Raw genomic sequence first — 19,912 nt, 5'->3', positions numbered from 1 at the left:
CTTTTTCTCTTATGTTTCGGCGATTATCAATAATCAATGCTTAATAATCAATAATCATGGCATTGTTCTATGATTTTATACCAGTAGTGCCTTTAAATCCGTATAACCGTTTTATTTTTAGCTGACTATATTACGAATTATCATCAGCAAACACTTGCAAGACTTGACTGTCCCAAAGTACTTCAGAGACTTGACTGGGATCAGTGCAAAAGCGAGCGGCGACAAACAGCCAATCAGACAAACGATTTATAAGGGTGATGGCAGTACGTCGAATGGCTTCTGGGCGCTGTTGTTGCAATAGTACCGCTTGGCGCTCAGCACGTCGGCAAACACAACGTGCCACATGTAACTGACTGACCAACACTGATCCCGTCGGTAAAATAAAATCTTTTAGTGGTGGCAAGGTCGTATTCATCTCATCAATCTGCTGCTCTAACCAGTCGATATGAGTGGCATTGATGCCTTCATATTCTGGCATAGCAAGCTCACCGCCGATATTGAATAATAAATGCTGAATGATGACCAACGCTTGAGAAAATTCTTTATCGATAGATTGCCCTTTATTCTTTTGTAATTGAGCACGTACTAGGCCAATATGTGAATTTAGCTCATCGATATCACCCATCACGTTAAACAGATTATCGGCTTTACTGACACGGCTACCATCTGCCATGCCAGTAGTGCCATCGTCTCCAGTACGTGTATATATTTTGCTTAAGCGATTGCCCATCTCTAAATCCTTAGCTATTTTTATGATTGAATAATGTTAGTTGCGCGCTCATTGTAGTATTTTATAGCCATTTTCGCTAAGATAATGGGTTAATTTTTATATTACTGCTATTTTTTAGGTAGTAGCCATATTTACTGTATTTATCGATCATTGTTTTTATTCGATCATGCTACATGGCTGCTATTCTCATTTTATTCTCTATACTCTTAATAAAAAGGCTTTTCCACTATGACCACACCACTTGCAGACGCTATGTCTCAGCTTGCAATCTACGATTCACTCACTGGACGCAAGCAGTCATTCAAACCGCTTGTCGAAGGAAAAGTAGGCATGTATGTGTGCGGTATGACCGTCTATGATTATTGTCACATTGGTCATGCTCGGATGATGGTTGGCTTTGATATGGCAGTACGCTGGCTGACGCAATTGGGTTATGACGTTAATTATGTGCGTAATATTACCGATATCGATGACAAGATCATCGCTCGTGCTGCTGAGAACGGCGAGGAGATTGGCGCATTAACACAGCGCTTTATTAATGCAATGCACGAAGATTTCTCTGCACTTGGTTGCTTGTCGCCAGATGCTGAGCCGCGGGCAACTGACTACATCGATGACATGCAGCAAATGATTGAGACCCTAGTCACGGGTAATTATGCCTATACAGGTGACAATGGTGATGTATATTATGCCGTCGATAGTTTTGCAGATTATGGCAAATTATCGAAGCGTAACTTAGAGGATATGCAGGCAGGCTCGCGTGTCGATGTCGAAAATGATAAGCGCAATCCGTTCGACTTTGTCTTGTGGAAAGCGGCAAAACCTGATGAGCCACAATGGGCGTCACCATGGGGGCAAGGGCGTCCAGGCTGGCACATTGAATGCTCTGCGATGTCGACTAAGTGCCTAGGCAACACTTTTGATATTCATGGTGGTGGTCATGATTTACAGTTTCCACATCATGAAAACGAGATTGCCCAGTCTGAAGCAGCGACTGGCTGTGAGTACGCGCGTAATTGGATGCATGTTGGCTTTATCAATGTCGATGGCGAAAAAATGTCTAAATCGCTAGGCAATTTTGCAACCATTCGCGATGTTATCTCGTATTTCCATCCTGAAACCGTACGCTTCTTTTTATTATCGAGTCATTATCGTAGCCAAGTAAACTTCTCTGATATCGCACTAGAGGAAGCGCATAATAGCCTAAGCAGACTGTACAATGTTCTAAAATTGGCTGAACAGCAAAAAGAGCAAACATTAATCATCAACGATGCAATGATAAATGACGCTTATAGCAGTGCGGCGGGACAAGACTTTATCAAAGCCATGAATGATGATTTTAATAGCTCCACCGCTATCAGCGTACTATTTGGGCTGGCACGTGATATCAATAAAGCGATTAAAGCCGAAGAAGTAGAGACTGCTTGGCAATTGGCACAGCAGCTCAAAGCGTTGGCGCAAGTGTTGAATATTTTGCAGCAGCCAGTACAGCAGTTTTTGCAAGCAGTGACTGGTGAGAAAACAGATGATGGTTTGACAGATGCGATTATAGATAGCTTAATTATTGAGCGCGCTGATGCTAAAACCAATAAAAACTTTGCCCGTGCAGATGAGGTACGTGAGCAATTAAAAGAGGCTGGTATTGAACTTGAAGACAGCCGCGCTGGTACAACATGGCGCCGTGCATAAGATAAATATTACCAAACATATATAATTATAGTAATAAATCAAGTCAGCCTTAGGTTGGCTTTTTTTGTAGACTGTATGAGGACACGCCCTAGATGTAAGATTATATTTAGCTCTATTCTTTGTATATTACCCCTTTTAAATCAGTGACTTTGAAAAATATGAATACTCTCAAAAATGGTGCTATTGAAGATAATTTGACTGCAAGTGATGGTGCATGCAATCACCATTACAATGTAAGGCGTTTTAGTCTGTGCGATAACACCTTGCAATTGCTATTGGGCTTTTTCATTATTGCCATCAGTACGATTTATATACCCGCTAATGCGGCCAGTGCAAATGATGAGCAAAGTACAAATGACAAAGCTGATTCACAAACGCCAGATAAGCTGGATAAATTGGCGGAGTATGCGACTCAAAAAATCAATACGATCAAAGAGGAGGATCTTAGTGTTTCTAGCATCGCTGAAAATGTGTTTGATCCTACTGAGCGTAATGCCGTAGAGCAAGCAGGGACATTGCAGGGGGATTCTGGTCTGACGGGTGAGTATAATGAAAATTACTACCTTTTAGACAGACTCAATGTGGGCTTACCGCCATTGGATGTACCGCCGAATCTAACCACACCGCTTGCAACGTTAGAGTTTTTTCAATCAGCAGTGATGAAGCATCAGTATGATTTGGCCGCTTACGCCCTCAATATGAATTTGATTGATGAAAAGACTCAGCGTACTCGTGCTTTGGAATTGACAAAGCGTCTTGATTTTTTATTGTCTGAAAAAAAGCTTTATGTGTTTGACGATTTGCCAGATCGACCTGATGGCCTGATTGAACCACCGCTTGGTAATACCAGCAGTGTATTGGGCATTGCCAGACGTTCTATTCAGCTTGGTTATATTGATTACCGTGAGCGCCGTGTTCCCATCCATTTGCAGCGCGTACGAACGGAGGATGGTGCGCCTGTTTGGGTGTTCTCCGCTCAGACAGTGGGCAATATTGACAATCTCTATGAGCAGTATCATCCAGCAGAGTTTGAGCGCTACTTACCCACGTGGATGAAATTTAAAGTTTTTGGCATCGCATTGTGGGAGTTTTTAGCACTCATCTTATTTTTCTTGTTCACGATGGGTGTCGGCTGGCTACTGAGTAAGGGGGCTGAAAAGATCATCAGTTATTATATTGATGACGAAAAATACAGTATGTATGTCGGTAGTAGCAATGGCGTGGCAGATTTGGTCAGCAAACTGACGGTACCTTTGACCTTCACGATTAGCTTTTTGCTCGTTTTCACTTTGGTTTCAGGCGGCTTTCCCTACTTAGATGCCGTTGCTTCATCGACGCGCCCGCTTATTTGGACTGGTCTAGTATTTAGTGCTATGTGGCTTGGTATTCGTGTCATTAACTTTTTTGCCAATCGCTATCAAAACATGCAGATCGAAAATCTGTCAGAAGAGCATTTTGATAAGGAACGACGTCGCCGCACTTATGTATCGATATTCCGTCGCGTTTTTATCTTTGTGATGATTCTCGGCAGCATTTGGATTGGGCTTAGTGAGTTTGCCAATATGGATGGCCTTGGCAAGACCTTATTGACTTCTGCTGGTATTGCTGGCGTGGTCATCGGCATCGCCGCACAGCCTATATTAGGTAATATTATCGCTGGCGTGCAGGTGGCACTGACGCAGCCCGTACGCATCGGCGACAGTGTGATAATGGATGGCAACTTTAGTACCGTTGAAGATTTGCGTTACACTTATGCGGTACTGAAAACATGGGATGAACGTCGATTAATCGTGCCAATGCGCCAACTGATCACTGAAAGGGTAGAGAACTGGTCACATACAGAGGTACATCAGACCTGTCCTGTGTTTTTATACATTGACTATGGTGCAGATATTGATGGCATTCGTCAGCATTTTATATCGGTGGTTAAAAATAACAAGCTTTGGGACAACAAAACTGAGCCTGAAATATTTGTGGTTGAGGTGACTGAAAAAACGATTCAACTGCGTGGCTCTGTGTCAGCGATAGGCCCTATGGAAGCATGGACGCTGGCTTGTGAGGTACGTGAGAGGATGCTTGGCTACTTGCATGAGCAGCAAAACAAATACTTACCATCTGAGCGTGTGATACTTAAACATGAAGACGAGTAAGTCACTGTCTATTTGTCATTAGATAAAGGCTATCAATTTTTCTTGCTTGCTGTACCTACGCAGACAAAGGTTACAAAAAATTGATAGCAGCATTACCGTAGTATTTTTAGGATATTTTGACTATAGATAGATGCGAGCAAAATAACCTGACAAATAAGCATGCGATTGGCGTGCTTATTTGTTATAATATGGCGTTATTTTTAAGGGATAAATGAGTGATTAAGAGTAAGGCGGCGTTATAGTTACCTGCACTTACTACCGATAAATTAATGGCAATTTTCGAGTGTTTTACTTAGCTGGCTCATTGCTGATTATCTAATGCTTTATGATGTAAAGTCTTGGCTAAATAAGACTTTAGGATTATAAGCCATATCGGTGATCTTAATTGATCGTCTTAATACGAAAATCCCACCCATCAAAATAACCACACTAGGGGTCTGTATGTTGCGAATTGTCGATGAAGCCTTAACCTTTGATGACGTTTTATTGTTGCCAGCCTATTCTGAAGTCTTGCCAAAAACTGCCGATCTGTCTACCCGTTTGACCAAAAGTATTACCCTTAATCTACCGCTTATTTCTGCGGCTATGGATACGGTGACCGAGTCTGAAATGGCCATTACAATGGCACAGTTAGGCGGCATGGGTATCTTGCACAAGAGCATGGATATCGTCAAGCAGGCCACACAAGTACGCCGTGTCAAAAAATTTGAAGCGGGTACAGTGGTCGATCCTATCACCGTGCATCCAGAAATGACCATTGGTGATTTACTACAGTTGACTAACGATAACAATATCTCAGGTGTCCCTGTAGTCGAAAGAGGTACAGACAATGTCGTGGGTATCGTAACCCATAGAGATTGGCGCTTTGAGACCAATTTATCGCTACCAGTTAGTAAAATCATGACACCAAAAGATCAGTTGGTCACGGTGCATGAAGGTGAGAGTAACGAAAATATCAAAAGATTGCTCCATGAGCACCGCATCGAAAAAGTCATTGTTATTGACAATCAATTCCGTTTACGCGGTTTGATTACGGTCAATGATTTTGCTAAAGCAGAAAACAATCCGAATGCCTGTAAAGATGAGCAAGGCCGTCTTCGCGTTGGTGCAGCCGTTGGTACAGGTCCAGACACGCAAGCACGTGTTGAAGCGCTCATCGCAGCAGACGTAGATATCATCGTCGTTGACACAGCACATGGTCACTCAAAAGGCGTGATTGATAAGGTGTCTTGGATTAAGAAAAACTATCCAAATGTACAGGTAATCGGTGGCAACATCGCAACAGGCGATGCAGCTAAAGCATTACGTGATGCTGGTGCAGACGCGGTGAAAGTGGGTATCGGCCCTGGTTCAATTTGTACCACTCGTATCATCGCAGGTATTGGTGTGCCGCAAATCTCAGCCATCGATAACGTTGCTAGCGCATTACAAGACAGCATTCCATTGATTGCTGATGGTGGTATTCGCTATTCAGGTGATATGGCAAAAGCCATTGCAGCAGGCGCTTCGTGCATCATGGTAGGCTCATTGATGGCAGGTACGGAAGAGGCACCGGGCGAAGTAGAGCTGTTCCAAGGTCGCTATTATAAAGCGTACCGTGGTATGGGTAGCTTGGGTGCTATGTCAGGCTCAAATGGCTCATCAGATCGTTACTTCCAAGATGCCAAAGATGGTGTAGAAAAATTGGTTCCAGAAGGTATCGAAGGTCGTGTTCCTTATAAAGGCCCAGTTGCTGGTATCGTTAATCAATTGGTTGGCGGCTTACGCTCATCAATGGGTTATACAGGTTCTGCAACCATCGAAGACATGCGTACCAATCCACAATTTATCAAGGTTACATCAGCTGGTATGAAAGAGTCGCATGTTCATGATGTACAAATCACTAAAGAAGCACCAAACTATCGAGTGAATTAAACGATAGTTTTCAGCCTGATTTTATATCAACACCCTCTGATTTGTAGGGCTGCAGTGACTTTGAGATACAAACAGCCAACAATACCTTGCTATTGTTGGCTGTTTTATTTGTAAAATACATAATCAGATTATTATAATGATAGTATTGCCTGCATATAGGCCTGACCTTTCACTTTTAGACTTGGAGAGCACCCATAATGAGCTACTTTGGCACCGATGGCATTCGCGGTAAATTTGGTGAATTACCTATTTCACCTGATTTTATTTTGAAGTTAGGCTATGTGACGGGGCTGGTATTAGTAGAAAACAATGACAATCCGGCGCGTAAACCAAGTGTGGTTATTGGTAAAGATACCCGCCTGTCAGGCTATGTCATTGAGGGCGCGTTACAAGCAGGATTTAATGCAGCGGGTGTCGATGTAAATCTGCTAGGGCCATTGCCAACGCCTGCTATCGCTCATTTGACTCGTAGTTTTCATGCAGATGCTGGCGTGGTCATTTCTGCTTCGCACAATCCCTATTATGATAATGGCATCAAGTTTTTTTCGAGTAATGGCAAAAAGCTAACCGATGAGATGCAAACCGCTATTAATGACAAATTAAAAGCCATTATGACTCAATCTGAGAGCGTCAATCATGTAAGCATGCCTATTCTGGATCCTTCCAAACTTGGCAAAAACAATCGTATCAATGATGCCAAAGGTCGGTATATAGAATTCTGTAAAGGCAGTTTTCCTTATCAGTATGATCTGAGTCATCTGACCATCGTCGTCGATTGTGCCAATGGGGCAGGCTACAGTGTGGCACCAAGAGTCATGCGTGAGCTTGGTGCCAATGTAATCGCGATTAATAATACGCCTGATGGCATTAATATTAATGCTGATTGCGGTTCGACGCATCCTGAGGGTTTACAAAAAGCGGTACTCGAGCACGAAGCCGATGTTGGTATCGCCTTAGACGGTGATGGTGATCGTATCGTGATGGTTGACGAAACGGGTAAGCTAATCGACGGTGATGGCATCTTATACTTGTTGGCGACTCAAGGTCATACCAAGGCTGAGGGCGTGGTTGGTACACTTATGAGTAATATGGGGCTGGAACTAGCACTGAAAGCAGCGGATATTGAGTTTGCTCGTGCAAAAGTAGGCGACCGTTATGTCATGCAGAGCCTTGAAGCCAAGGGCTGGATATTGGGCGGAGAGCCTTCTGGACATATCTTATGCTTAGATAAAAGTCGTACGGGCGATGCTATTATAGCGGCTTTGCAAGTATTGGCCGTGATGCAAGCTCGAGGGCGTGCGCTCAGTGATCTTGTCGAAGGTTTTGAGGTGTTACCACAAAAACTGGTCAATATACGTTTGTCTCAGATGCAAGATCCTTTTGAGCATGAAGAACTGGTCGCCGCTTTTGATAAAGCGCAGGCTACGTTAGAAGGGCGTGGTCGTTTACTGATTCGTCAGTCTGGTACAGAGCCCATGATTCGAGTGATGGTTGAGTCAGATGATGTGATTGAATGCGACGTGATGGCCAATGATTTGGCCGATCGTATTAAAGCAGTATTGGGCTAATCGCTTTTAAAAAAATAATAGCAAAACAAGGACTTAAAATGAGCATGGATTTTACCAATCAACGCCTGTCATACGAGAAGGGTATGCTTGATCAACAGTCAGTACCAGATTCGCCATTTGAGCTGTTAAAGGCGTGGATGAATGAGGCAATAGAACAAAGCGTACAAGAACCCTATGCATTGAGCTTAGCAACCTGCGGCGCGGATAATAAACCTAGTGTCCGTATCGTATTGCTGCGTGAAATTACAGAGAATGGTATTGTCTTTTATACCAACTATGAAAGTGCGAAAGGTCAGGACATCGCTGAAAACCCGAATGCTGAAGCGCTGTTTTTTTGGCATGAACTTGAGCGTCAAATTCGTATTAGCGGCAGTATTGCTAAAATTGACAATGATAAATCTGCGGCATATTTTCAAAAACGCCCGCATGATAGCCAAGTAGGGGCGTGGGTTAGTCGTCCACAAAGCGGTGAAGTGGTCAATCGTGACATAATGGAACAAACGTTCGAACAATTACAAACGCAGTATCCAGAAAACAAGCCAGTACCAACACCTGAATTTTGGGGTGGTTATGAAATCACCGTTGAAAAAATGGAGTTTTGGCAAGGGCGCGCCAATCGGATGCACGACCGCATTGTTTATATGCAAGAGAGTGACAGCAAAGACGATGTAGCAAATTGGACGACCAAACGTTTACTACCATAGCCATGCAGCTGTTTTAAAGACAGTGTAAGTCTCTAATCAACCCTTTTATAATGGGATTGATTAGAGACTTTTTTATGCTATTTATTTCATTTAACGCTGGTATCGATATCGACAGAAACCGACATACCGGGGCGTAAGCGTGCAAGCTCAGGCTGATTTTGATCCAAATCGATTCGTACAGGAATGCGTTGGGCAATTTTGATATAGTTGCCCGTCGCAGGATTGGCCGCACCAGCACTAAATTCACTGCCTGTGGCTGGTGAGATGTTACTGACATGACCACTAAATTTGGCACCACCAAGCGCGTCAACATGAATGGTTGCTGGTTCTCCAATAGCCATTTTTGCTATCTGAGTCTCTTTAAAATTGGCAATAATCCACACACCTTTTGGTACGATATACATCAGCTGTGTACCAGCACTAACGTATTGGCCTTCTTTGACACTGACTTGACTCAGCTGGCCAGATTCAGGGGCGGTGATGATGGTATTGTCCAAATTAATTTGTGCTTGCTTGACACCTGCATCCGCACTTTTTATATTCGCATCTAGCGATGATCGACTGCCACTTGTTTTTTCACGATTTTCACGGGCAGCTTGTAGATTGGCTTCTGCTTGCTGAACACCCGCCTGCGCCTGTGCCAGCTGTGCCTTGATATGAGCAACCTCTGCCTTTGATACAGCACCGATGGCATCCAAACCTTGATAGCGATTCACATCTTCACGCGCACTTTCAACATTGATTTTGGCACTATACAAATCCGCTTCTCGTGCTTCGATTTGAGCTTGGCTAGTTTGGGTGTCTTGAGTATTACTAGAGCGATTGGTCAGGGCAACTTCGGTATTTGCTTGCGCTTGTTCAAGCTGTTGCTGGAACGTTCGATCGTCAATTTTTATCAGCAGATCACCTGCTTTTACATTGGTAAAATCTTGTACAGCCACTTCGGTCACGTAGCCTGATACTTGCGGGCTAATAATGGTCGTTTGGCCTTTGACAAAGGCATTATTGGTTTGTTGTATGGTTGGCGTAAAAGGTGGTAGCTTCCACGCGTATAAAACCAATCCAACCCCAATGACAATTAATAGAATCAATAATCCTAAATTCAAATAAGATTTTTTCTTGGGTGACCAGCCAGCAGCACTATCAATAGACTCTTTTGGCGGCATAGGCGGCTCATTATTGTCTACCGTATCTGCCGTTGCTCTAGCTTCTAAGGGTTCTTTTTGATTTTGCACAGAGTCCGTTGTCATCTCTGTCTTATTAAGATCAGATTCTGTCGGTGTGTTTTTTGTGGGAGCATCAGATTTGGTTGAAGCGTCAGTTAACGTCTGAGTTTCTTGGTTAAGCTCACTAGGTTTTTCTTGACTCATGACGCGCTCCTAAATATTGAATAAATAAATGCTGAAAGGTTTTGACTACTATTAATATAATGAACCAAATCATTTTGATTCACGCATTTTGGCCATCACCGCAAGCTCTTTGGCAAGCGGGTTACGTTTGTGATAGCGATAGTAAAAATAATTGATCAATAAGATAATCGTTGCGAGAGTAGCCATACTGGCCATTACAAAGAATAAATCGCTATACGCCGAAACGGTCGCTTGCCGCTGGATACCTTGCACAACTTGACCGATGGCAGCAACATTCGCTTGGGCAGAATCTGTGGTTTGACTCGATAACGCCCTACGTGCGCCTGCAACTTGTGCGACTAACTCAGGATCTCCTAAGTTGAGTGAGCTGACCATATCAGCGTAGTGCACCTTTGTCCGAATAGTGGTAAAAGCTTGAATGGCGGCAGCACCAGCAAGCCCGCCAACCGTTTGAGAAATACCAAAAATCACTGAAAAGCTAATAATATAAGCAGGACCACTGGCAATAGCCCGCAAAAATCCTTCAAAAACCAAAGGCCCCATAAAATAAACCGCGGCAAAGGCAATCAAAAACTGGCTGAGATAAAACATATAGGGTGCTGAATTAATAGACACACCAACGTCCATCCAAGAACCTAAGGCGATCAATGCCACGGCAAAAATAACGGGACGACGCAACTCTGTCGCAGCGGTCGTAAAAATACTAATCACCAATGCCAATATACTGGCAGATATGATGACCGCATAAAAAGTAATCAGCTGATCGTTACCGTAGCCAAGGCTGGCAAGTAACCCTGCGGCGCCTACATTTTGCTCAGACAGCAAGATGCGCATCACCGCACCCGTGATCATAAAAGCAATAATATTGCGACTACGCATCCAGCGAACTTGTAGCATGGGATTTTTGCGGTGCGTTTCAATCCATAGTGCGATGCTAATATTGACGCTTGCAATAATGAGTGAGTAAATTAGCCAAGGTGTCGTCCACCATTGTATGCGGCCCTGTACCAAAAACACCGCCAACGCGGCAAGACCACTAGCAAAAAATGCAAAGCTTAAAAAATCCAGTTTTTCGAATACTTTTTCAGTATTACCTGGCGGCAGCTCTAATAGATTAATCAGTCCAAAACAGATCAACGCCAAACCAAATTGAAATAAAAATAAGTTTTCGAGTAGACCATCGACAGCGAGGTAGGGCGAAATAATACGTGATAATGGAATACCAAACTGCACCAAGCCAAAACCCAATATTAAGCCACTGGTACGTCTGACAGTTGGCATACCCTGCAAACAATAGAATAAACCCAATATGGTCATGCCACTAGCCACCATGCCACTGAGTCCTCTAGCAATGATTTCTAGATAATAAGGATCAATTTGGAGACTGGTAGCGTTCAATAGATGGCTACTGACCAACCACTGTAAACTCGTCGCAGCTAATAGAAAAAATAGGGTAATTTTACTAAAAAGCGACATGCCAAACTGCTGGCGAATTTTGTACAGTAGGACGGTGATACAGGCATTGGTCATATTGTAGCTGACAGATATCCAACCACCTTCGACGGGCGTTAAGCCCAGCTGGCCTTGAATTTGAGTCAAGTTTGCAACGAGTAGACCGTTTTGGAAGCTGGCAGTTATACCAATGAAAATACCAATAAGTAAATAAAATACTTTACGGCGTGCAGGATGATCAGGATTGGCTGGAGAACCCACCATCATTGGTTTTTCATGTGGCTTAAATTGATATTCAGTATTCATGAGCGTACGACGATATTTATAGGAGATTAAGTGACATAACACAGCGCCCAAATGACAAATAGACAGTATCAGTTGAATCAGTAGCTATTGGCTTAGTATTATTTGAAGTACTTACAAAGCTAAAAAATAGCTCAAAAAAAACTTGAGATATTTTATCATAATTTCGATTGAGATTTTTTTATATACTCGTAATTCATTACATGTATCGTAATCTATAGTCAATACACTATAAAAGAGTAATAGCGTTAACCTCGTTTGAGGTATCAAATATACATCTACACTCGGTTGCCTTGTACCACTTTCAAATTGAATCAACTATATTTTAGAGGTTTACTATGAGAACAAATCGGGTAATACATCGATAACCCTATTAACTTAAGTAAAAAAGGCTTTAAAGCGCCTGCTTTATATTATCTGACATTATAGGTAATAGGATTTTCGATCAAAAATAAAAACAGCCCTTTACAGAGCTGTTTTTATAGACAATAGGATAATAGGGCATGTCATCAATTAGCACACTTAATCATTTAGTGGTCTTACAATGGCTAAATTTTACCAAACATCGTCAAATAACTGGTTAATATCTCGATATTATCTGCGTTATTTTCCTTGTTTGATTGCAATTTATCTCATTTTAAGCCTCACAATCTAAATAATGACACGCCCTAGTTTTAAAAAAATCTATTAGAGCGATTCGTCATAATTTGCTTCTAAACGCATGGCACGCTGATAACTGTCAAGACTGGCCAGTTGCAACGCGTATTGTTTAATATGCGGATAGTTATCTAATTTCTGACGCTTAGCAAGAATAATCAAGTCGAATGACAACATAAAGTCAGCACCGCTCAGCTTATTACCAACGATATAAGACTTGTCTTTGACCGCTGAATCTAAATAACTGAAAAGTTTGGTCTTTTCTTGATCGATATAACCATTCAAAAACTCATTGTCATTGATGCCTGCTTTTTTGGTAAATAACTCAAGCATTAACGGCAACATCAATGAGCTTTCGGCAAAATCAATCCACTGTAAATAATGTCCGTAATCTACACTATCAGTTATAGGGCGCAAGCGATCTGGCGCGAAGCGTTCGATCAATAGCTCCGTGATCGCACCCGACTCTGAATAGACCTGACCATCTAGTTCGATGACTGGCGACTTACCCAGTGGATGTATCTCCTTGAGATTATCAGGCGCTAAGTTATTTTCAGCCTTACGCTGATAGCTAACAATCTCATACGGCTGCCCCAATTCTTCTAGAAGCCACAATATGCGTAATGATCGTGATTGATTGAGATGATGTAAGCGAATCATGATGTTGACCTTTTTAAGTGATCTTTTATGTTGAGCGTCAAGCGATGTTAGCTGCTACGCGATATTAACCGTTAAGCTTAGCTATCAAGCGTTTCGCTGCTTCTTCTGATGACGCTGGATTTTGCCCCGTAATCAACAGACCATCTTCTACGACAAATGATTCCCAATCAGCGGCTTTCTCATAGTTGCCGCCATTGGCTTTTAATGCATCTTCTACTAAAAATGGTACAACATCGGTAAGGCCAACAGCCGCTTCTTCAGAGTTGGTAAAGCCAGTCACTGTTTTACCTTTGACCAAATATTCACCATCAATTTTAACGTTTTTAAGCGCAGCAGGCGAATGGCAAACAAAGGCCACAGGCTTTTCTTGCTTAACAAATGTCTCAATCAAATTGATAGAGTTTTGGTCGACGGCCAAATCCCATAATGGGCCATGACCACCTGGATAAAAGACCGAGTCAAAGTCTTCCGCTTTCATGTCAGCCAGCTTTTCAGTATTGGCCAAACGTTCTTGAGCGTCTTTATCGTCTTTAAAGCGTTTGGTATCTTTGGTCTGCGTGTCTTCGGTATCGCTACCAGGATCGAGTGGCGGTTGACCACCAGCAGGAGAGGCTAGCGTAACATTGACACCAGCGTCAAGAAAAGCATAGTAAGGAGCGGCAAATTCTTCTAGCCAAAAACCTGTTTTTTTGCCCGTGTCGCCTAATTTATCGTGTGAAGTTAGTACCATTAAAATGTTCATAATTATCCTTGTTTATTGTTGATGTCGTTTTTAAATTATTGATTGTTAGCAGTCATGTTCAATGAATAATACTTAACGAATAGTAGTATTAGAAATGACAGCTAACAGTATTCATGGTTAATGTGTCACTTTCAGTGGTTGTCTTAACGAATTATGTAGTTAAGTCGTTATCTGATTCTTTGGTTACTGCTCATTATTTAACGTCAGCGATTTTGACAACAGTTTTGCCAAAGTTGTCGCCGTTGAGCATACGAACAAAGGCGTCAGGTGCATTATCTAAACCCTCAGCAATATGTTCTTTGGTTTTTACGTCGCCTGACTCAACCCATTTGCTCATGGTTTTTAAGAACTCAGGGTAGTGGTCGCCATACTCTTCAAAGATAATAAAACCTTTTATGGTTAAGCGCTGGCTTAAGATCAGACCTGTCAGTACACTCAAACGATCTTGACCTTCAGGGAGTTCAGTGGCGTTGTATTGTGCAACGAGACCACAGACTGGAATACGAGCATGCGCATTTAATAATGGCATGACCGCGTCAAATACCTTGCCGCCCACGTTTTCGTAGTAAATATCGATACCATCTGGACAAGCCGCTTTTAGTTGCTCGGCAAAGTCATCGGCTTTGTGATCGATACAGGCATCAAAGCCAAGCTCGTTGACCGCAAAATCACATTTTTCTTTACCACCTGCGATACCAACGGTGCGTAAGCCGTATTGGTTGGCGACTTGTCCGACAGTAGCACCGACTGGACCAGTAGCGGCAGCGACGACCAATGTTTCGCCTTTTTGTGGTTTACCGATATCAGTGAAGCCCATATAGCCCGTAAATCCTGGCATACCCAGCACACCCAAACCATAAGAAGGGTTTGGCATATCTTTATCGAGCTTTAGGACACCTTCGCCATCACTGACACTATAGTCCTGCCAGCCTGAGTTTGAGACGACCAGATCACCGACCGCAAATTTATCAATATTGGATTCGACGACTTGGGCAACCGTTCCACCTAACATGACATCGCCCACTTCTAGTGGATCAGCATAGCTTTTAGCAGCGCTCATACGCCCACGCATGTATGGATCTAAAGATAAATAGACTGTGCGCAATAGCATCTCGTTATTATTTGGCGAGGGAATCTCGCTAGTAACCATGTCAAAGTTTTCGGCTTTAGGCTCACCTGTTGGGCGGCTAGCCAGTTTGATTTGACGGTTTTTTTCTTGATTTTGTTGCTTATCAAAGCTCATTTTAATATTCCTTTTATATTTCTTAGTTTTTATTTTAAACGTAGTAGCTACTCAGTGCTGAGTAACTACTATCAATAACATAACGATATGTTTTTTTATTACGATAATCTGTCTTATTAAGAAGCTATTATTAAGAATCTACCATTAAGACGCTTTGCTGGTTACAGCACGTTCGAGAATACGGCGTGAGACGGCTAAGTCGTTTTTACCGTGCTCGCCCAATTTCACCATTTTGTGTACTTCAAGCTGCTTGATGATTGGGTCAATTGCTGATTCAGTCAAATCTACGTCTTCTAAGCTCACTGGCAAGCCAAGTTCGCGGAAGAAGTTTTCGGTGTAGACAATGGCGGTTTCAATGATTGCGTCGTCATCTTGATCAGTATCTGTGATGTTCCATACATTATGTGCGTACTGAAGCAGTTTTTCTTTTTTACTTTCTTTTAGCTCACGCATCACTGATGGCAGAACGATGGTTAACGTACGTGCATGGTCAATAGCGTGTAGAGATGTCAGTTCATGACCGACCATATGAGTTGTCCAGTCTTGTGGTACGCCAGTACCGATCAGACCGTTTAATGCCATGGTCGCTGTCCACATAATATTCTTACGGGTTTCCATATTATCTGGGTCTTGCTTAACCACGCGACCTTCATCGATAAGGATTTTAAGCAAACTTTCAGCAAAGGCGTCTTGAACTTTAGCATTCACAGGATAAGTCAAATACTGTTCCATAACATGGACGAATGCATCGGCAACACCGTTCATTACTTGACGTTCAGGCAATGTCAGCGTTTTGATAGGATCTAAAATTGAGAATTTAGGGAAGGCAAGTGGATTGCCAAATGGAAGTTTTGCTTGACGCTCACTATAATTGATAACGCCACCTGAGTTCATCTCAGAGCCAGTAGCAGGAATGGTTAAAACTGCACCTAAATCAATAGCAGAATCGAGGTTTTTGCAGTAGTCATTCAACGCATCCCATGCTTGGTCACGTGAGACTGTACCGTCTGCTTGAGTCAATGAAGAAACCAACGCAACAAACTTGCTGCCATCGATGACTGAACCACCACCGACTGCTAATAAGAAGTCAATGTTGTGCTCATTGACCATATCAGCCGCTTTTAATAGCGTAGTAAATTCTGGATTGGCTTCGATACCGCCAAATTCAAATACAGTGCGTGTGCCACTCGCTGCCAATGCTTCTTTTACTTCGTCTAACGTTCCTGTACGCTGCGCTGAACCACCACCATAAGTAATGAGCACGCGCGCATCAGTAGGGACTAGATCTGATAATTGTTCGATTTGACCTTCACCAAAAACGATACGGACGGGGTTGTAATATTGAAAGTTATTCATAATATTCCTAATGTTAATAAAAATGGTTCTATCAAATGTTTTGACGTTGAACAATGAATGGTGAGCAATGCTTATTTGTGCATCTACTCCAAAGATTGATGCGTATTGTACATTAAATAGACCAGTCGTCTAGAGATTTTTACAAAACTCTCTTATAACTTTTTTATCTTATTATAGATGCGTATGGCCAGTTGAAAAAAACACGAATAAAAGGGGATCGTAGCTGAAATAAACTTCTCTTACTGCGTCATAGGGTAGGGCATTATCTTTATCCTCATTTTTAAAATAAGGAAACGATCTAGAAATTTGGATTTTACGAGTAATATATTCCTGTAACAATGCCGCTTTTTAAGTCAGATATGTAGGGTGACCGCTGAGAATCATCTATAGTATCAGCGGCCCATTTGTGACGTCGTCATCTGCCAGACTTCTGCAAGCGGTGTATTGGTCTGGCTGGTTTTGGCGATTAAACTGGCACCAAGCCATGCAAAGTACCAGCGTTTGGCTATGCTTTCAGCAGAGATGTTTTCAGACTGCGGTACAGAATTATCTGCCCAGCCCGCTTTGATGTGCTCAGCCAGCCAAGTGATGATTTGCTGATAACCTGTATTCAATGTAATACGCATAGGTTCTGAGATATCTGCGACCTCAGCACTCAGCTTAACCACCAAGCACTTGTCATAGTCACAGCCGTTTTGCTGAGTGTCATACCAGTTCTGAAAATAATTATAAAGCTTCTGCTGAGCACTAACATCTTGCTGAGCAATAGTGTTTAAACGTATCTTATAGTTGGCAAAATAATTGCTAATAAGAGCCTCGCCAAATGCTTCCTTTGAGGCAAAATAGTGATAAAACGAGCCTTTAGGGACGCCTGCGGTGTCTAATATCTGTTTGAGACCGACAGCGGTAAATCCTTTTTTAGCGATAAGCTGATAGCCTGTTTCTAACAGATGCGTTTTGGTATCTAGTGGAATTTTGGTTGCGTTAGCAGACATAGTAGTCATGTTCTCCTAGGGTGTTTGCAAATTTGATTGAATAGAGTATGGCGTACCACACTACTAAAAGCTATTAGGGTATTAAAAGTCATTAATGTTATTAAAAGTTATCTATTATACGGTCTATGCGTGTATTTAGACTATTTATCACCTTTTTCAGTATTTGTTATCAGTAGCTATATAGCCTCAGTAAGTAATAAAAGCGTTACGTATTTTCAACAATCTTTAATGACAAAATATTCTAGTTTCTATTATATCTATGTTAACATTAGACCAGTCGTCTAGCAAGTTTCGGTTTAATACACTTTATTAGGTGTCTCGAAGATAGACCATGAGGAAGATAGACCATGAGAAAGATAGCTCAATAGAAACAATGATATCAATTATTACTCTCTCAATTTGCTAGATATACAATTTCACTTAAAAATTAAATGATTCCCATAAGATAAATAAGATAAATAAGGTCAATTATGTCAACTGATACCAATAATACGACAGCCAATGCTTACAAAGATTTTCATCTGCAATACATCGCTGGTAAGTGGCAAAAAGGTCAAGACGACAGCGTCAATACTAATACCAATCCATATAATGGTGAGACACTAGTAGAGATTCAGCAAGCAACCGAGAAGCAGCTTGATGAAGCTTATCAAGCAGCAAGTCAGGCACAAAAAGCATGGGCGAAAGAAACCCCTGCTGCTCGTGCTGCTGTGCTATATAAAGTTGTCAAAATCTTTGATGAGCGTCAAGATGAAATCGTTGATTGGCTTATCCACGAGTCTGGTAGTACTCGTATCAAAGCCATGGCAGAATTCAGCAATGCACGCTCAATTACGTTAGAGGCAGCGTCATTTCCTAGCCGTGTTCATGGCGAGATTCGTCCTTCTAATATCCCAGGCAAAGAAAACTTTGTCTACCGTGAACCACTAGGTGTCATTGCGGTTATTAGCCCATGGAACTTTCCATTACATCTGACGCAGCGCTCTATTGCGCCAGCATTGGCACTTGGTAATGCAGTTGTGCTGAAACCTGCTAGTGACACACCAATCACGAGCGGTCTGCTATTTGCAAAAATATTTGAAGAGGCCGGTCTGCCAAAAGGATTGCTCAATGTGATCGTTGGGGCGGGTAGTGAGATAGGCGATGCGATTGTCACGCATGAAATCCCAAGTTTTGTCTCATTTACTGGGTCTACTTCGGTCGGCAAGCGCATTGGTGAGTTGGCCAATGGCGGTGATTTCCTCAAGCAAGTGGCATTAGAGTTGGGTGGTAACAGTCCCTTTGTCGTCCTAAAAGATGCTGATATTGAACAAGCCGTAAAAGCCGCTGTGTTTGGTAAGTTCTTACACCAAGGTCAGATTTGTGTCGCTATCAACCGTATCATTGTGGAAGATGAAGTTTATGATGATTTTGTAGAGCGTTTCTTAGCACATGTTAAGACATTAAACGTTGGTGATCCTAGCAAGGGCGATACAGCAGTGGGTCCAATCGTTAATAAAAAACAGGTTCAATCACTAAAAGACAAGATTGCTCAAGCACAAGAAGAAGGTGCTACCATGGTCTTGAGTGGTGATATTGACGGTCAATTGGTGCCACCACATGTCTTTACTGGCGTCACTCGTGAGATGGATTTGTCACGCAATGAAGTATTTGGACCATTGGTTGGTATTATTCGCGCCAAAGACGAGGACGACGCCCTGTCGATAGCCAATGACTCAATGTATGGTCTGTCCAGCGCCGTTTTTACAAAAGATATGGCAAAAGGTCTGCGCTTTGCTCGTGGTATTAGAGCAGGTATGACCCATATTAATGACGTGTCTGTAAATGATGAGAGCCATCTACCGTTTGGTGGTGAGAAAAACTCAGGTATCGGTCGCTTCAATGGTGAATGGGTGCTAGAAGAATTTACTAGAACGCATTGGGTATCAATGCAGCACGAGCCACGTGAATATCCATTCTAGTATAGTCAAAAAAAGCGCGACAGTACTGCTGGAATGAATTTTTCGAAGCCTCTGTCTTCAATGGCACAGCAAGCGAGAAAAATTTATATCAGTAGTATCTGACGATTGATGTATCGATTTAACTTTTCAGCGACTATATAGTCTGAAACTATCATTTGAATAAAAAAAAGACCGCTTTCATGGCGGTCTTTTTTTGTGAGACACTTGGCGATTACTTAAAACGATTTATTTACCAATCGGTTGATAGTCGTTTATCTGGCATGGAAGCCCAGTAATCCCCCAATCTCTTCTATAGTCATGCGCCTGACCAGTGCTTGCTCTTCTACCGACAAGCGATTGGTATGTTCTTTTATCATGGTATGGATGCTCCGAGATATCTCAGAGGTCGTGGCGTAATACATTTGCGGTTGCTCTTTCG

14 protein-coding genes are annotated in these 19,912 nt (G+C 42.3%); 6 read left to right on the top strand and 8 right to left on the bottom strand.

Going from position 1 to position 19,912, the window contains the following annotated elements; genetic code table 11:
* Nucleotides 1-130 precede the first annotated feature (130 nt).
* On the bottom strand, nucleotides 131-730 hold the full coding sequence (locus tag JMX48_RS07685) for a cob(I)yrinic acid a,c-diamide adenosyltransferase (protein ID WP_201536270.1): 600 nt from the start codon (nucleotides 728-730) through the stop codon (nucleotides 131-133).
* Between the two features lie 228 nt (nucleotides 731-958).
* On the opposite strand from JMX48_RS07685, the gene cysS reads away from it, so the two are divergent.
* From cysS to pdxH, 5 genes are all read left to right on the top strand, one after another.
* Nucleotides 959-2,419, top strand: coding sequence for a cysteine--tRNA ligase (gene cysS / locus JMX48_RS07680; RefSeq protein ID WP_201536267.1), 1,461 nt, complete (start codon nucleotides 959-961; stop codon nucleotides 2,417-2,419).
* A 158-nt stretch (nucleotides 2,420-2,577) separates the two neighbouring features.
* Nucleotides 2,578-4,569 carry a mechanosensitive ion channel family protein gene (locus tag JMX48_RS07675; RefSeq protein WP_201536264.1) on the top strand — a complete coding sequence of 664 codons (1,992 nt, stop codon included), beginning with the start codon at nucleotides 2,578-2,580 and terminating at the stop codon, nucleotides 4,567-4,569.
* A 441-nt stretch (nucleotides 4,570-5,010) separates the two neighbouring features.
* The gene (gene guaB, locus JMX48_RS07670) at nucleotides 5,011-6,483 is read left to right on the top strand and encodes an IMP dehydrogenase (protein WP_201536261.1); all 1,473 of its coding nucleotides are present in this window, start codon (nucleotides 5,011-5,013) and stop codon (nucleotides 6,481-6,483) included.
* A 197-nt stretch (nucleotides 6,484-6,680) separates the two neighbouring features.
* A complete protein-coding gene (gene glmM / locus JMX48_RS07665) occupies nucleotides 6,681-8,051 on the top strand; it encodes a phosphoglucosamine mutase (protein ID WP_201536259.1) in 1,371 nt (456 codons plus the stop codon).
* Between the two features lie 38 nt (nucleotides 8,052-8,089).
* A complete protein-coding gene (pdxH, locus tag JMX48_RS07660) occupies nucleotides 8,090-8,755 on the top strand; it encodes a pyridoxamine 5'-phosphate oxidase (RefSeq protein WP_227687946.1) in 666 nt (221 codons plus the stop codon).
* 86 nt (nucleotides 8,756-8,841) lie between these two features.
* On the opposite strand, the gene JMX48_RS07655 is transcribed toward pdxH, so the two are convergent.
* From JMX48_RS07655 to JMX48_RS07625, 7 genes are all read right to left on the bottom strand, one after another.
* Nucleotides 8,842-10,125 (bottom strand): HlyD family secretion protein, encoded by a 1,284-nt coding sequence (locus JMX48_RS07655; protein WP_201536256.1) that lies wholly within the window; start codon nucleotides 10,123-10,125, stop codon nucleotides 8,842-8,844.
* 69 nt (nucleotides 10,126-10,194) lie between these two features.
* The gene (locus JMX48_RS07650; protein ID WP_201536254.1) at nucleotides 10,195-11,883 is read right to left on the bottom strand and encodes an MFS transporter; all 1,689 of its coding nucleotides are present in this window, start codon (nucleotides 11,881-11,883) and stop codon (nucleotides 10,195-10,197) included.
* Nucleotides 11,884-12,567: 684 nt separating this feature from the next.
* Nucleotides 12,568-13,197, bottom strand: coding sequence for a glutathione S-transferase family protein (locus JMX48_RS07645; RefSeq protein ID WP_201536252.1), 630 nt, complete (start codon nucleotides 13,195-13,197; stop codon nucleotides 12,568-12,570).
* Between the two features lie 64 nt (nucleotides 13,198-13,261).
* Nucleotides 13,262-13,939: a type 1 glutamine amidotransferase domain-containing protein gene (locus JMX48_RS07640; protein WP_201536251.1), complete on the bottom strand. Its 678-nt coding sequence runs from the start codon at nucleotides 13,937-13,939 to the stop codon at nucleotides 13,262-13,264.
* A 193-nt stretch (nucleotides 13,940-14,132) separates the two neighbouring features.
* Entirely contained in the window at nucleotides 14,133-15,182 is a 1,050-nt protein-coding gene (locus tag JMX48_RS07635) for an NADP-dependent oxidoreductase (RefSeq protein ID WP_201536250.1), read from the bottom strand.
* A 144-nt stretch (nucleotides 15,183-15,326) separates the two neighbouring features.
* Entirely contained in the window at nucleotides 15,327-16,538 is a 1,212-nt protein-coding gene (locus JMX48_RS07630; protein WP_201536249.1) for an iron-containing alcohol dehydrogenase, read from the bottom strand.
* A 392-nt stretch (nucleotides 16,539-16,930) separates the two neighbouring features.
* The gene (locus JMX48_RS07625) at nucleotides 16,931-17,542 is read right to left on the bottom strand and encodes a TetR/AcrR family transcriptional regulator (protein ID WP_227687945.1); all 612 of its coding nucleotides are present in this window, start codon (nucleotides 17,540-17,542) and stop codon (nucleotides 16,931-16,933) included.
* A 461-nt stretch (nucleotides 17,543-18,003) separates the two neighbouring features.
* Between JMX48_RS07625 and JMX48_RS07620 the strand changes: the two genes are divergently transcribed.
* Complete coding sequence (locus JMX48_RS07620; protein ID WP_201536248.1) at nucleotides 18,004-19,494, top strand: aldehyde dehydrogenase family protein; 1,491 nt, start codon at nucleotides 18,004-18,006, stop codon at nucleotides 19,492-19,494.
* Nucleotides 19,495-19,912: the final 418 nt, after the last annotated feature.

Source organism: Psychrobacter immobilis (assembly GCF_904846225.1).
GTDB classification, from domain to species: domain Bacteria; phylum Pseudomonadota; class Gammaproteobacteria; order Pseudomonadales; family Moraxellaceae; genus Psychrobacter; species Psychrobacter immobilis_F.
The sequence above is the reverse complement of the archived record's forward strand: the minus strand, read 5'-3'. Positions and strand labels throughout refer to the sequence as shown.

Excerpts from the sequence above, each read along its gene's own strand:
- JMX48_RS07685 (WP_201536270.1), bottom strand. The coding sequence starts at position 730 with ATGGGCAATCGCTTAAGCAAAATATATACACGTACTGGAGACGATGGC.
- cysS (WP_201536267.1), top strand. The coding sequence starts at position 959 with ATGACCACACCACTTGCAGACGCTATGTCTCAGCTTGCAATCTACGAT.
- JMX48_RS07675 (WP_201536264.1), top strand. The coding sequence starts at position 2,578 with ATGAATACTCTCAAAAATGGTGCTATTGAAGATAATTTGACTGCAAGT.
- guaB (WP_201536261.1), top strand. The coding sequence starts at position 5,011 with ATGTTGCGAATTGTCGATGAAGCCTTAACCTTTGATGACGTTTTATTG.
- glmM (WP_201536259.1), top strand. The coding sequence starts at position 6,681 with ATGAGCTACTTTGGCACCGATGGCATTCGCGGTAAATTTGGTGAATTA.
- pdxH (WP_227687946.1), top strand. The coding sequence starts at position 8,090 with ATGAGCATGGATTTTACCAATCAACGCCTGTCATACGAGAAGGGTATG.
- JMX48_RS07655 (WP_201536256.1), bottom strand. The coding sequence starts at position 10,125 with ATGAGTCAAGAAAAACCTAGTGAGCTTAACCAAGAAACTCAGACGTTA.
- JMX48_RS07650 (WP_201536254.1), bottom strand. The coding sequence starts at position 11,883 with ATGAATACTGAATATCAATTTAAGCCACATGAAAAACCAATGATGGTG.
- JMX48_RS07645 (WP_201536252.1), bottom strand. The coding sequence starts at position 13,197 with ATGATTCGCTTACATCATCTCAATCAATCACGATCATTACGCATATTG.
- JMX48_RS07640 (WP_201536251.1), bottom strand. The coding sequence starts at position 13,939 with ATGAACATTTTAATGGTACTAACTTCACACGATAAATTAGGCGACACG.
- JMX48_RS07635 (WP_201536250.1), bottom strand. The coding sequence starts at position 15,182 with ATGAGCTTTGATAAGCAACAAAATCAAGAAAAAAACCGTCAAATCAAA.
- JMX48_RS07630 (WP_201536249.1), bottom strand. The coding sequence starts at position 16,538 with ATGAATAACTTTCAATATTACAACCCCGTCCGTATCGTTTTTGGTGAA.
- JMX48_RS07625 (WP_227687945.1), bottom strand. The coding sequence starts at position 17,542 with ATGACTACTATGTCTGCTAACGCAACCAAAATTCCACTAGATACCAAA.
- JMX48_RS07620 (WP_201536248.1), top strand. The coding sequence starts at position 18,004 with ATGTCAACTGATACCAATAATACGACAGCCAATGCTTACAAAGATTTT.